At 61.5% G+C, this 13,807-nt stretch carries 9 protein-coding genes; 5 read left to right on the plus strand and 4 right to left on the minus strand.

All coding sequences use genetic code 11. The annotated features are described in order from the left end of the window. Positions 1-3: 3 nt before the first annotated feature. The 3 genes from glmU to OU694_RS00365 form a co-directional block, all read right to left on the minus strand. A complete protein-coding gene (gene glmU, locus OU694_RS00355) occupies positions 4-1,362 on the minus strand; it encodes a bifunctional UDP-N-acetylglucosamine diphosphorylase/glucosamine-1-phosphate N-acetyltransferase GlmU (RefSeq protein ID WP_308909018.1) in 1,359 nt (452 codons plus the stop codon). 91 nt (positions 1,363-1,453) lie between these two features. Continuing rightward, the gene (locus tag OU694_RS00360; protein WP_308909019.1) at positions 1,454-2,485 is read right to left on the minus strand and encodes a phytanoyl-CoA dioxygenase family protein; all 1,032 of its coding nucleotides are present in this window, start codon (positions 2,483-2,485) and stop codon (positions 1,454-1,456) included. 21 nt (positions 2,486-2,506) lie between these two features. Next, on the minus strand, positions 2,507-4,033 hold the full coding sequence (locus OU694_RS00365; RefSeq protein ID WP_308909020.1) for a S10 family peptidase: 1,527 nt from the start codon (positions 4,031-4,033) through the stop codon (positions 2,507-2,509). 298 nt (positions 4,034-4,331) lie between these two features. Here OU694_RS00365 and OU694_RS00370 point away from each other — a divergent pair, with 298 nt between their 5' ends. Next, complete coding sequence (locus OU694_RS00370) at positions 4,332-5,183, plus strand: CHAD domain-containing protein (protein WP_308909021.1); 852 nt, start codon at positions 4,332-4,334, stop codon at positions 5,181-5,183. Here OU694_RS00370 and OU694_RS00375 read toward each other — a convergent pair. Continuing rightward, entirely contained in the window at positions 5,175-6,071 is an 897-nt protein-coding gene (locus OU694_RS00375; RefSeq protein ID WP_308909022.1) for a LysR family transcriptional regulator, read from the minus strand. The genes OU694_RS00370 and OU694_RS00375 overlap by 9 nt on opposite strands. 147 nt (positions 6,072-6,218) lie before the next feature. On the opposite strand from OU694_RS00375, the gene OU694_RS00380 reads away from it, so the two are divergent. From OU694_RS00380 to OU694_RS00395, 4 genes are all read left to right on the plus strand, one after another. Beyond that, positions 6,219-7,724 carry a CoA-acylating methylmalonate-semialdehyde dehydrogenase gene (locus OU694_RS00380; protein WP_308909023.1) on the plus strand — a complete coding sequence of 502 codons (1,506 nt, stop codon included), beginning with the start codon at positions 6,219-6,221 and terminating at the stop codon, positions 7,722-7,724. An 86-nt stretch (positions 7,725-7,810) separates the two neighbouring features. After that, positions 7,811-10,636 (plus strand): M16 family metallopeptidase, encoded by a 2,826-nt coding sequence (locus tag OU694_RS00385; protein WP_308909024.1) that lies wholly within the window; start codon positions 7,811-7,813, stop codon positions 10,634-10,636. A gap of 87 nt (positions 10,637-10,723) precedes the next feature. Next, a complete protein-coding gene (locus OU694_RS00390; protein ID WP_308909025.1) occupies positions 10,724-12,658 on the plus strand; it encodes a S9 family peptidase in 1,935 nt (644 codons plus the stop codon). A 9-nt stretch (positions 12,659-12,667) separates the two neighbouring features. Further along, positions 12,668-13,807, plus strand: a complete 1,140-nt coding sequence (locus OU694_RS00395) for an acyl-CoA dehydrogenase family protein (protein WP_308909026.1) — start codon at positions 12,668-12,670, stop codon at positions 13,805-13,807.

The following is a 13,807-nucleotide window of genomic DNA, read 5'->3' on the forward strand; positions in this document are numbered from 1 at the left end:
GGGTTACTTGCCCTTCTTTTCGGCCTTGCGGGCTTCCGACTTTTTGCGGAAGCGGGCCGCATAGCCCTCGATCTGGTTTTGCGAAGCGCGGGTCAGCGCCAGCGCATCGGCTTCTACCGTTTTGGTGATCACACTGCCAGCCCCGACGATGGCGCCGTCGCCGACCTTGACAGGGGCAACGAGGGCCGTGTTCGAGCCGATGAAGGCGCCCGCGCCGATTTCGGTGCGGTATTTGAAATAACCGTCGTAATTGCAGGTGATGGTACCGGCGCCGATGTTCGCCTTGGCACCCACGGTGGCATCGCCAATGTAGGATAGGTGATTGACCTTCGCGCCGGGCTCGATATCCGCCTTTTTAACCTCGACAAAGTTGCCGATTTTGGCGCCTTTACCGATACGCGCGGCAGGCCGCAGGCGGGCGAAGGGGCCGATCACGGCGTCTGCCGCTACGGTAGCACCTTCAAGGTGTGAAAAGGCATGGATCACGGCGCCTGTCGCCACCGTCACGCCGGGGCCGAACACCACGTTCGGCTCCACCGTCACGTCGGGCTCGATGACTGTGTCATGTGAGAAGAAGACGGTTTCCGGGGCCACAAGCGTTACCCCGTTAGTCATCATTTCGCGGCGCTTGCGCGCCTGGAAGGCAGCCTCTGCAGCGGCAAGATCGTTACGGTCGTTAATGCCAAGCACGTCGGCCTCATCCGCCACCACCACCGCCACATTGCGGCCATCGCCGCGCGCGGCGGCCACAAGGTCGGTCAGATAATATTCGCCGGCGGCGTTGGCATTTGAAAGCTTGTCGAGCCAGCCGAACAGTTCCTTGCCGTCGATCACCATCATGCCGGAATTACAGAGGGTGATGGCGCGTTCTTCCTCGGTCGCGTCCTTATATTCAACGATGCGTTCAAGCGTGCCGTCAGCACCGCGGACAAGCCTGCCGTAACGGGCAGGGTCGGCGGGTTCGAACCCGAGGACGACGATGCCGGGATTTGCGGAACTTGCCCGTGCCGCCATCATTTCCTGCATCACATCCAGCGGGGTGAAGGGCACATCGCCAAAGAGCACGATCACGTCACCGGTGAAGTCCTTCAGCGCGTCGCGGCATACCATCACGGCATGCCCGGTGCCAAGCTGTTCCGCCTGCGTTACGAACTCCAGCCCTGGCAGGGCGGCCTCCACCTGTTCCCGCAGCGAGCCGACAACCACGATGCGGCGCTCGGGCGACAGGCCATCCAGCTTATGAAGAAGGTGGCTCACCATCGGCAGGCCGCCGATCGGATGCAGCACCTTGTGAAGGCCCGATTTCATGCGGGTGCCTTTTCCGGCGGCGAGGATGATGGCGGCAGTATGGCTTTTGGACATGATGTTCCGAAAATTAACGATAATTCCGGGGGCAGTCTATGCTTGGGTGCCCTGTTTCTAAAAGGGCTTTTTGACAGGATCGGGGCAAGGGTCAGAGATTATCGAACATCTCTGCCGCCGTGATCCGGTGCCATGTGGCGCGGCGGCCTCTGGCTGCGGCCTTTTTGTCCTGATGGCGCCACCATGCCTTGAGGGCCGCATTCTGCGCCTTGGCATAGGCCGCAACCGGCAGGCCGGGCAGGGGATTGAAAGGGTTGTGGCGGCTGTAGGCCCAGATTTCGAGCCGGCTGGCGCCTGCCTCCGCCTGCCCCCGGCCATGGAAGCCGTTCGTAAGCCCGATGACGAGCGTGCCGGCCTTTACCGTAAGGCCTTCGGGGGCTGGCAGGCCAAGCTCGGCGAGGTCCTCGGGGTTGGCGCGGAAGGAGCCTTTTTCGGAATAGCCGTCGTTGAGCTTTGCGGCGACCAGCGACCGGCGATATTCCCACTTCAGGCGCCGCCATGTCAGCGCCGCCGAGCCACGCACATAAGTGAAGGGGCCTTTTTCGGGCGTCACGTCCTCAAGGAACAGCCATGCTTTCATCGTCGGGTGGAAGGTATCGGAATGCATCACCTTCTGCGGGTCGGCAGCACCATTGAGTGACCCGTTGCGGATACGCTGCACATACAGGATCGAAGATGTCGCCTTCGCGCCCGCATATGCCAGCCAATCGGTGAAGCGCTTGTCCGTAACCGTCGCGGCGAGGGCAGGTGCAGCGGCGAGCGTTTCTTCGTCCAAAAGAATGCGCTGTGTGGCGGTATCGCCCTGCACCATCTGGCGCGGCTCGCCGGGGCCGCGGGCAAGGTCTGCGCGGATCGCGGCCACCGTTTCAGCGCTGATGAAATCCTCGACCGCGACGAAGCCGTCCCGGTGGAAACGGGCACGCAGCTCCTTCGGCATGCGACCCCGGAGGATGAACCAGCGGAAATTGGTGGCGGCGTGGGAGAGAAGCACCCTCAGCGCATGGAGCCCCAGAAGATTGGGGATCCGTGCGCCGAGGATCGGGTTCGCCTTGAAGGACTTTGCCTCGCCGAGAAGGCCGAGAAGCCAGCCCGGCCACAGATGGAGTTTGAGGATGCGAGGCATGGTGTCCTTCAGGCTGTTTTCCTATTGCTTGTCGTAAGCCTCGATGAAGGACCGGATATCATCCAGGAACTTCAGGCGTGACGGTTCATGCACATACATCATATGGCCCGATTCGTAATAGGTGAAAGCAACGCGGTCCTTCACGATTTCGGGTTGGGCCAGCGCATTCTCGGCCCCGTAGAAGGGGGTTGCGAAGTCATAATAGCCCTGGGTGACAAGCACATGCATGTCCGGATTGTGGCGCATAGCGGAACCGAGCATCGGCACCACGTTCACGAAGCGGCCGCCGTTCGGCAGATCCTTGCCCCACACATTCCAGTTCCAGCCCCAGTCCTTCTCACCGCGTGCGCTATTGTTGTAGCGACGGTCGGTCAGCTTCACGCCGAAGAAGTTTTTCAGCTGGTCGTTGATGGCGACGGTGAAAGCGTTGCCGGTGGCGTCCGAGAAGGGGTCGCTTTCGAAAAACTCGCCGGCTGAATCCGGCTCGTCGCCGAGATAGCGGCTGTCGAGACGGCCCACGACCTTGCGTTCGTCGCGCATCAGTTCCTTGAAGAAGCGGAAGACCTCGATCCGCATATTGGTTGCCTTGATATAGCTTTTCTCAAGGCCCGTATACTGGTGCAACTTGTCGATGATGCGGGCTTCCTCGTCCGCGCTCAGGCGGTTTCCGGCGATGAGGGCGGCGGCATAGTCGGTGCTGGCAAACGCACGCACTTCATCAAGGAAGGCTTCGAGGTTCGCAGGCTTCGACGGCAGCTGGTTATGATACCAGGCGGTTGCTGCATAGCTCGGCAGGAAAGACACATAAGCCTGCACCGAACCCGGCTGGAAGCGGCTCTGGTGATAGTCGAGCACCGCCGAGATCAGCATGATGCCATTGAGGCCGATATCGTGATCGTTGGTCAGCTTGTCGGCAACAACGGCCGAGCGCAGCGTGCCATAGCTTTCACCCGCCAGAAACTTCGGCGAGTTCCAGCGGTTGTTCTCGTCGATCCAGGTGCGGATGAATTCGGCGATGGATTCGCCGTCTTCCAGCACGCCCCAGTGTTTCTTGGGGTCTTCGTCGCCGAGCGTGCGGCTGAGGCCGGTGCCGACTGGGTCGATGAAGACAAGGTCGGTCACATCAAGGACGGTTTCAGGATTGTCGATGATCCGGTAGGGCGCGGCGCCATCATCTGCGGGGTCCGAAGGCACGACCACGCGGCGCGGGCCGAACACGCCCATATGCAGCCACATGGAGGCCGAACCGGGACCGCCGTTATAAACGAAGGTGACCGGGCGGGTCGACGGATCCTTCACGCCGTCCTTCAGGTAGGAATAGGTGAAGAAGGTGGCCACGGGCTTGCCCTTGGCATCCCGGATATAGGTATCCCCGGCAACCGCCTTGTAGGCAACCTTGGTGCCATTAAAGGTGCCGGATTTCGACGAACTGAAAACGGCAGGTTCCGGAATGGCCGGTGCGGCGGCAGGTTTGTCCTCTTCCGCGAACACCGGGTTTGTCAGGCTCATGGCCGAAAGGCCAAGGGCCACGATGCAGCTTCTGATCATGTGTTCCCCCACTTGATTATGCGATCGTTTGAACATTCAGTCCCCAAGGTTGAATGCCACCGGCAGCCCGGAGTCAAGGCCAAGCGCATGACAATAAGTTTAGCGAGAAGGTTGGGGGTATGATTGCATTGACATGGTATCGAGAACGACCAGCCGAATGCAGAGTCCAGTTTCACACGAGGAATCATCGAGCTTTAGGTCATGTCAAGCCATTCACAGCTTGCGGCCTTGCCGTTTCCTTTTCGCAGCAATCGATCAAATAATGATACATTGGTGCCGCCAGAATCTGGAGGGACGCATGCATTCCATGCAAAAGGTGATGCGGGCTTTGAAGAAGGTCCGCCGCATGACGGCGACGCCGAAGGGAAAGCGGCGCAAGGTCGTCCACCGGGCGCGTCAGTCGTGCAAGCGTGTCAGGGCTTCGCTGGCCGTGATTCCGGTCGAAAGTGCCGATCTGGTTCGGGATATGGACGACAGGATTGGCAAGGCCGCGCGGACCCTTGGGCCTGTTCGCGATGCTGCGGTCCACAGCTCGACGCTGAAAAAGCTGCGGCAGAAGGCGGCTACACCGGAGGAAGGCAAGCAGCTTAAGCGGCTGCAGAAGGCCATACGTCGGGCCGATTTGGCAGCGGGGCTCAGCGCCCGCAAGGTCCTGAAACGTTTCTCCCGGCAGATTGACAAGGCTTTGAAAGTGGCCCGCGGAGCAAAGGGGCATGCAGCATCCGCCAGTCAGGCCCTGCCTGCACTGCAAGGACTGCGGGATGCCTATGCGGCCGCGCGGCTGGGGCTGTTGAAGGTCCGGCGCAGTCCTGATGCTGCTGCCTTCCATCGCTGGCGGCGTGCGATTGAACATTTGCGCGACCAGCTTCCGCTTCTGCCCGAAGGCAAGGAACCTGCACTCCAAAGCCTTCATGACGATCTAGCCGTGCTGGCAAAGGCGCTTGGCAAGGATCATGACCTTGCGATGCTTGCAGCCAATCTGGAGAGGCTCAGCGACGCGGTGCCGGCTGACCTGAAACAGACCCTTGTCATGGCGACTGAACGCGACCGGCGACGGATCGAGGCGGATGCGCTTGAGGCGGGTGGAAAGCTGTTTGCGCTGACCCCGGCAGCCATGCTGAAGGCACACGGGGTGCAGGCTTCAGCCTGAGCCGTCCAGCACGGCCGTATCCGCTCGGACAAGTTCCCTCAGGAAGCCGGCAAGGGCGGTAAGGCGCGGATGATCGGCGATTTCGGGGTGAACGACAAAATAGAGGCTGCGGGTGATGGAGACGTCTTCCTTCAACACCGGCGTCAGGCCCTTGATGCGGTCGGCAAGGAAGCAGGGCAGGAGCGCGATCCCCATACCGCTTTCGGCAGCCATCGCCTGCCCCGTCACGCTTGTCGAGCGGAACACCACATGCGGGTTGCTGACCGAGCGGTCCAGAAGCTTCAGTTCGCCGACCGACAGAAGGTCGTCCACATACCAGATGAAATGGTGGGGGGCGAGATCGGCGAGGCGTACGATCGGTGGGTGGCTGTTGAGGTAACTGGGGGCCGCGTAGAAGCGCAGGCGGTACTGGCCAAGCTCGGTTGCATTCAGGCGGCCGATGGTCGGCTCCGACAGCGCCACGGCCGCGTCCGCCTCGCGCCGGGTGAGCGACAGGTGACGGGTTTCAGCCACCAGCTCCAGCTCGATCCCCGGATAGCGCTGGTGAAAGGGCATCAGGCGCCGGGCCAGATACTGGCTGCCGAAAGCTTCGGGTGTGGAAAGCCGGATGGTGCCGGTAGGTGTCGAGCGGCTGGCATCGAGCGTGTTGACGAGCGCATGACCGGCGTTTTCCATCGCCTCCGCATGATAGAGAAGCCGCCGGCCTTCCTCGGTCAGAATGAAGGTGCGGTTGCGCCGGTCGAAGAGCGCGACACCAAGGTCGGCCTCCAGCGCCTGCAGGCGTCGCCCCACAGTGGTGTGATCGACGCCGAGCCGTTCGGCCGCCGCCACCATCTTGCCGCGGCGCGCGACCTCAAGGAAGTAGCGAAGGTCATTCCAGTCGAACATGGTACCCCTTATGTGCAAAAATGCAGATTAAATACTGCATAAGTTCGGGGTGACCTGCAAGCCTGCATGCGATACGGTCCCTGTCATTCCGGGGTGCAGCGCGTGGGGCGCAGGCTCCCGAGGCGCATATGACAGGAGGGTTTCCCCATGTATGACATTCATCACTATGCCGATGGCAAAATCGTTGAAGGCACGTCCGGCCGCTTTGGCAATATCTTCAACCCGTCGACGGGTGAAGTGCAGGGTCGCGTGGCGCTGGCCTCGAAAGCCGAAGTCGAAGGCGTCATCGCGGTTGCCGAAAAGGCCGCGGAAAGCTGGGGCCGTGAATCGGTCGTCAAGCGCGCCCGCGTGCTGCAGAACCTCGTCCATATCCTGTACCGCGAAAAAGACGCCCTCGCCGAGGCGCTTTCCCGCGAGCATGGCAAGGTCTTCTCCGACGCGCAGGGTGATGTGCAGCGCGGGCTGGAGGTTGCCGAGTTCGCACAGGGCATCCCGCACCTCATCAAGGGCGAGTTTTCGGATAACGTTTCGACCGGTATCGATATGTATTCGATGCGCAAGCCGCTGGGCGTGGTGGCTGGCATCACCCCCTTCAACTTCCCGGCGATGATCCCGCTGTGGATGAGCACCGTTGCCATCGCCTGCGGCAATGCCTTCGTGCTGAAGCCTTCGGAACGCGACCCCTCGGTGCCGATGATGCTGGCCGCTTGCTGGAAAGAGGCCGGCCTGCCGGATGGCGTTTTCAACGTTGTGAACGGCGACAAGGAATCGGTCGATACCCTGTGCACCGACCCGCGCATCAAGGCTGTGTCGTTCGTGGGCTCCACGCCGATTGCCCAGTATGTCTATGCAACGGGTACGGCGCATGGCAAACGCGTGCAGGCCATGGGTGGTGCCAAGAACCATATGATCATCATGCCGGACGCCGACCTTGATCAGGTGGCCGACGCGCTGATCGGTGCGGCTTACGGTTCGGCTGGCGAACGCTGCATGGCGATCTCGGTGGCGGTGCCCGTGGGCAAGGCCGTTGCAGACAAAATGATTGAAATGCTGAAGCCCCGTGTCGAGGCACTGAAGGTCGGTCACTCGATGGACCCGCTCGCCGAGATGGGCCCGCTCGTGACTGCCGAACACCGCGCCAAGGTGAAAGGCTATATCGACCTTGCCGAACAGGAAGGCTCGAAGCTCGTCGTCGATGGCCGGTCGTTCCAGTATAATATGCAGGGCTTCGAGAAGGGCTTCTATATGGGCGGTTCGCTGCTCGATAACGTGAAGCCCGGCATGCGCTCTTACAAGGAAGAGATTTTCGGGCCCACCCTGCAAATCCTGCGGACCGAGAGCTTCGACGAGGCCGCCAGCCTGCCGACCATCCATGAATATGGCAACGGTACCTCGATCTTCACCCGCGACGGCGATACCGCCCGCGAATATGTGAACCGCGTTGAGGTCGGCATGGTTGGCGTCAACGTCCCGATCCCGGTGCCGCTCGCTTTCCACAGCTTCGGCGGCTGGAAAAACTCGGCTTTTGGTGACATGAACCAGCACGGTCTTGAAGGCGTGCGCTTCTATACGAAAGTGAAAACTGTAACGAGCCGCTGGCCGACGGGTATCCGGTCAGGCGCAGAGTTTGTCATCCCCACACTGAACGGCTAAGATGCGGCGGTCCGGAACGGCCGGGGGGCCGTTCCGGTAATGCCAACATCCGGATCAAGAAGACCGGAACGACAGTGGGGAACCTTATGAAAAGCCTGAAAACGCTCCTTCTGGGCGCCGTTGCGCTATCGGCTCTCGCCGCCTGCCAGCCCGCCGCCAACAACGACAATGCCACGGCCGACAAGCCGGCGTCCGAAAGCGCGGCGCCTGCCGGTTCGCTGTCGGGCATGAAGGTCGATATCCCGTACGAAAAATTCACGCTGCCGAATGGCCTGACCGTGATCGTGCATGAAGACCGCAAGGCGCCCATCGTTTCGGTCGGCGTCTGGTATCATGTGGGCTCGAAGGACGAACCCGCCGGTAAAACGGGCTTTGCTCACCTGTTCGAGCACATCATGTTCAACGGGTCGGAAAACTTCGACGGCGAGGTTTTCGTGCCGCTCGAAAGCATCGGCGGCAAGGACCTGAACGGCACCACCTGGTTTGACCGCACCAACTATTTCGAAACGGTGCCGACGCCTGCCCTTGATGTGGCACTGTTCCTCGAGTCCGACCGCATGGGCCACCTTCTCGGTGCCGTGACGCAGGAAAAGCTGACTAATCAGATTGGCGTCGTGCAGAACGAGAAACGCCAGGGCGATTCCCAGCCGTTTGGCAAGGTTGAATATGCCCAGCTTGAAGGCCTGTTCCCGCCCGGCCACCCGTACCGCCATTCCACCATCGGCTCGATGGAAGACCTGTCGAACGCCAGCCTTGACGACGTGAAGGCATGGTTCGCCAAATATTATGGCGCCGCCAACACCGTGCTGGTGCTTTCGGGTGATATTGATGCCGCGACCGCGAAGCCCCTTGTGGAGAAATATTTCGGCGATATCGGCGCGGGCGAGCCGCTCACCAAGATGAAGTCCTTCGTGCCGGTGAAGGAAGCCAATCAGGTCGAGGAAATGATCGACCGCGTGCCGAACACCCGCATCTACCGCACGTGGGCAGTACCGGGACGGGCAGAGCGTGATGCCTATCTCCTTGATCTCGCGGCTGGCGTGCTGGCCGGTGGCAAGAACAGCCGCCTCTATCAGGAACTGGTGTACAAGAGCCAGCTTGCTGCCAACGTATCGGCGCACATGCAGCCTTTTGAAATCACCAGCCTCTTCGAAATCCAGGTCGATATGAAGCCGGGCGCCAGCCCTGAGGACGTGGCCAAGGCCGAAGCAATCCTCGACGGGGTGATGGCCGACTATCTGGAAAATGGCCCGAAGGCAGAGGAACTTTCCCGCGCGCAGACCGCCAGCATCGCCGGCACCGTGCGCGGCCTTGAAAGCATCGGCGGCTTCGGCGGTAAGGGTGTCGCCCTCGCGCAAGGCCAGCTTTATGCCGGCGACCCGAACTTCGTGGCCACCATCGTCGACTGGCAGGCCAAAGCCGGTACTGCGGATGTTGCCAAAGCAAGTCGCGACTGGATCGGCAAGGGCTATTACCAGCTGACCGTGAAGCCCTACGACACGACCTACCGGACGATTGCGACCGACCTTGATCGCAAGAAGGGCCTGCCCGAGGTTGGCGATATGCCGAGCCTGAAGCTGCCGGCGATTCAGCAGGCGACGCTCAAGAACGGTATGAAGCTCGTGCTTGTGGAGCGTCACACCGTGCCGGTCGTCGAGGTTGCCCTGCAGTTTGACGCGGGCTATGCGGCGGACGCGGGCGCCAAGCTCGGTACTGCCAAATTCACCCTGTCGATGCTGGATGAAGGCACCGAAAGCAAGACCGCACTTGAAGTGGCGGAAGAGGCCGAAAAGCTCGGTGCTGAAATCGGCTCGAGCTCCAACCTTGATGTCAGTCAGGTGCGGCTGTCGGCCCTGAAGCCGAACCTTGATGCCTCGCTGGATCTCTTTGCCGATGTGGTGCGCCATCCGGCCTTCTCGGACGAAGAGCTGGACCGCCTGCGCGGCCGCTGGCTCGCCGGGATCGCGCAGGAAAAGGCCGACCTGATGCCGATAGCGCTACGCGTGCTGCCGGGCCTTGTGTACGGCGACGACCATGCCTATTCGGTGCCCTATTCGGGCTCGGGTACGGAAGAGTCGATCAAGACGCTGACCCGCGACGATCTGGTGAATTTCCACCAGAATTGGCTGCGGCCCGACAATGCCACCGTCTTTGTGGTGGGGGATATCGGCTTTGACGAGGCTATCAAGGCAGTCGAGAAAGCCTTTGGCGACTGGGCGGCGCCTGCCGTGCCGAAGCCCGAAAAGAACCTCGGCCATGTGGCAGCCCCCAAAGGCAATCGCGTGGTAATCATCGACAAGCCCGATAGCCCGTCGACCATGGTCGTGGCGGCCAAGCTGGTGCCCGGCACGGGGGCAGAGGATTCGCTCGTTCTCGATACCGCGAACGATATCCTTGGCGGCGAATTCACGGCGCGGATCAACATGAATATCCGTGAGGACAAGGGCTGGTCCTACTATGCCTATTCCTCGACACTCGCCGCGCGCGGGGACCGCATGTGGATTGCCTATTCGCCGATCCAGACCGACAAGACGGTCGATGGCCTGAAGGAAATGCTGAAGGAAATCAGCGACTATACGGACAAGCGTCCGGCCACCGAAGCCGAGCTCGACAAGATGAAGGACACCCGTATCAATGCGCTGCCGGGTGCCATCGAAACGTCGGGCGACGTGATGGGCGACCTGTTGCAGAACGACCGCTTCGGCCGTCCGTACAATCACGCAGAAACCCTGAAGGAACGCTTCAGCAGTATGGACCTTGATGCGATCCGCGCGGCTGCCGACACCTACCTGAAGCCCGAAGGGCTGACCTGGGTGCTGGTGGGCGACCGCGCCAAGATCGAAAAGGGCGTGCGCGATCTTGGCCTCGGGGAAGTCAGCTTCCTCGATGTGGATGGCAATCCGGTCGAATAGACCCGAAATATCTGCGATCGGACCGGGGGTGCGCCGCCGGTCCTTTATCATGGGAAACAGGGTCCAGCGCGACCGGGGGGTATTCAGATGAAGCAGGCGTGGATTTTAGGGGTGATGCTGGCGCTTGCCGGCGGGCAAGTGTGGGCTGACGATTGGCCCTATCCTGAGGATACGCCCGCCCCGGTACCGGTGAGCGTCGGTGTTGCCGGTGACTATCCCGCCGATATCAGTCGCTTCCTGATGGCGCGCGGGGCACGCAGCGTGGCGCCCAACACCGATGGCAGCGCTGTTGCCTACGTTTCGTCTGTCACCGGTGTGCCGCAAATCTGGATCGCGCCGACCGCAGGCGGGCAGCCGCACCAGCTTACCTTCGGCGGCGGCGTCACCTTCTTCCGCTGGCACCCGGATGGCACGCATCTTCTATACGGCGCCGACAATAACGGCGACGAGCGCGAGGCCTATTATCTGATCAGCACGGATGGCAAGTCCGAACGGGTGATCCTGCCGGCGTCTGACGCCTACCGTGCCTTTGGTGATTTCGACGGTGAAGGCAAACGCATCGTCTATGCGTCCACCGAACGCACGGGGCGCGATTTCGATATCTATGTCGCCGACCTTGATACCGGCACCGCGAAGCTTGTGTATCAGGCCGAGTTCGGCTTCATGCCGCAATCGTGGCAGCCCGGCACCGATACGGTGGTGGTTGCTGAAACGCGCGGCGAAGATGCGGCCGATGTGCATCTCCTGAATGTGGCGACGGGCGAGATGAAGGCCCTGTACAAACCGAAGGTCGCGGCTGCCTACACGGGCTTCAATTGGACACCCGATGGCAAGAAGCTCTATTTCGCCTCGAACGTCGACGGTGAATATGCGCAGGTGATGGTTTACGAGCCCACAAGCGGCAAGACCGAGTCTTTCGCTCCGGCGGCAGCCAAGGGTGTTGATATCGATGAGGTTGCCCTGTGTGGCGGTGGTCGCTATCTCGCCTGGACGACCAATGAAGGCGGCTACAGCAAGCTTCACCTTTATGATTTCAAATACCAGCGCATGGCGGGCACCCCCTACCTGCCGGACGGGGTCATGTCGCTCAATTGGGCGCTCGGGCATTATTCGGCGCTCGCGATCACGGTGAGCGGCCCGGCGAGCCCCGGCGACAGTTTCGTCTGGCGCGTCACCGATGGCCGCATGGACCGGGTGCTGACGCCTGATATGGCGGGGCTTGATGCCTCCCGCATGGTGCGGCCGGAGGCCATCACCTTCAAGGCGCGCGACGGTGTCACGGTCCACGGGCTTCTCTATCTGCCCCAAGGTGCAGAAAAGCCGCCCGTTGTTGTGGACGTGCACGGCGGCCCGACCGCGCAGGCGCGGCCCGAATGGGCATCGGCGACCCAGTATCTCGTGGGGCGCGGTATCGCTGTCCTTGATATCAACGTGCGTGGCTCCACCGGCTACGGCAAGACCTACACGCGGCTCGATAATCAGGAAAAGCGATTGGATAGCGTCCGCGATCTGGCCGACGCCGTCGCGTGGCTGAAGAAGGACGGTCGGGTGGATGGCACCCGCGCTGCCGTGATGGGTGGCTCCTACGGCGGCTATATGGTCAATGCCGTCATGGGGCTTTATCCCGGCACCTTCCGGGCCGGCGTTTCCATCGTTGGTGTATCCGACTGGGTCCGCGCGCTTGAAGAAGCAAGCCCCGGCCTCAAGGCATCCGACCGTATCGAATACGGCGATATCCGCGAGAAAAAATGGCAGGATTTCTATGCCGTCAACTCGCCGATCAACACGGTTGGCAAGATCGAAGGCGCGATGATGTTCAGCCACGGCGTCAACGATCCGCGCGACCCGGTCACCGAATCCGACCGCATGGTGAAGGCGCTTCGGGACAAGGGCCAGACGGTGGATTACCTGCGCTGGCCGGATGAAGGCCACAGCGTGCGGAAACTGTCGAACCGGCTGATCATGTATCGCCGCGTCGCGCACTTCCTTGAAACGCAGCTGGGTGTGAAGGGTCAGGAGTAAGAGGGACCGATGAATTTCGAACTGACGGAAGACCAGCGCGCCATTCAGGATATGGCGGCCGCTTTCACGCGTGACCGGATCACCCCGTTCGCCGCTGAATGGGACGAAACTAAAGTGTGGCCAGCGGACGTGGCAAAGGCCGCTGGCGAGCTGGGGTTCGGCTCCATCTATGTAGATGACGAACACGGCGGCTGCGGGCTGACGCGGCTTGAATCCGTGCTGGTGTTCGAACAGTTGTCGCAGGGCTGTCCGTCCACCGCAGCCATGATCTCGATCCACAATATGGCGACATGGATGATCGATACATTCGGCAGCGATGCGCAGCGCGCCCGTTTCGTGCCGTCGCTCGCGAGCCTTGAAAAGATGGCGAGCTATTGCCTCACCGAACCCGGTGCAGGGTCGGATGCCGCCGCCCTCAAGACCAAAGCCGTGAAGGACGGCGACCATTATGTCCTGTCCGGTGCCAAGGCCTTCATCTCGGGCGGAGGGGCAAGCGATCTCTATGTCGTGATGGCCCGCACGGGCGAGGACGGCCCCAAGGGCATTTCCTGCTTCGTGGTGGAAAGCGGCACCCCCGGCCTTTCCTTCGGCGCGCAGGAAAAGAAGCTTGGCTGGCACAGCCAACCGACCGCTGCCGTGATGTTTGACGATTGCCGTATCCCGGCCGAAAACCTGATCGGCGGTGAAGGCAGCGGCTTCAGGATCGCCATGCAGGGGCTGGATGGTGGGCGGCTGAATATCGGCGCCTGTTCGCTCGGCGGTGCGACCCGCGCGCTGAACGAAGCCGTGGCCTATGTCAAGGAACGCCGCCAGTTCGGCCGCCCGATTGCCGATTTCCAGGCGCTGCAGTTCAAGCTCGCTGATATGGCGACGGAACTTGAAGCCGCCCGGCTGCTCCTTTATGCCGCTGCACAAAAGGTCTCAGCCAAAGCGCCGGACGCCACGATGGCAGCGGCGATGGCCAAGCGGCTGGCGACGGACACCGGCTTTGATGTCTGCAACGCGGCCCTCCAACTGCATGGTGGCTATGGCTATCTGATGGATTATCCGATCGAGCGCCTGCTGCGCGATCTGCGCGTCCACCAGATCCTTGAAGGCACCAACGAAATCATGCGCGTTGTCATTTCCCGCACGCTTCTGAAGGACTGA

Origin of the sequence: Pseudokordiimonas caeni (assembly GCF_026719705.1) — a bacterium.
GTDB classification, from domain to species: domain Bacteria; phylum Pseudomonadota; class Alphaproteobacteria; order Sphingomonadales; family Kordiimonadaceae; genus Gimibacter; species Gimibacter caeni.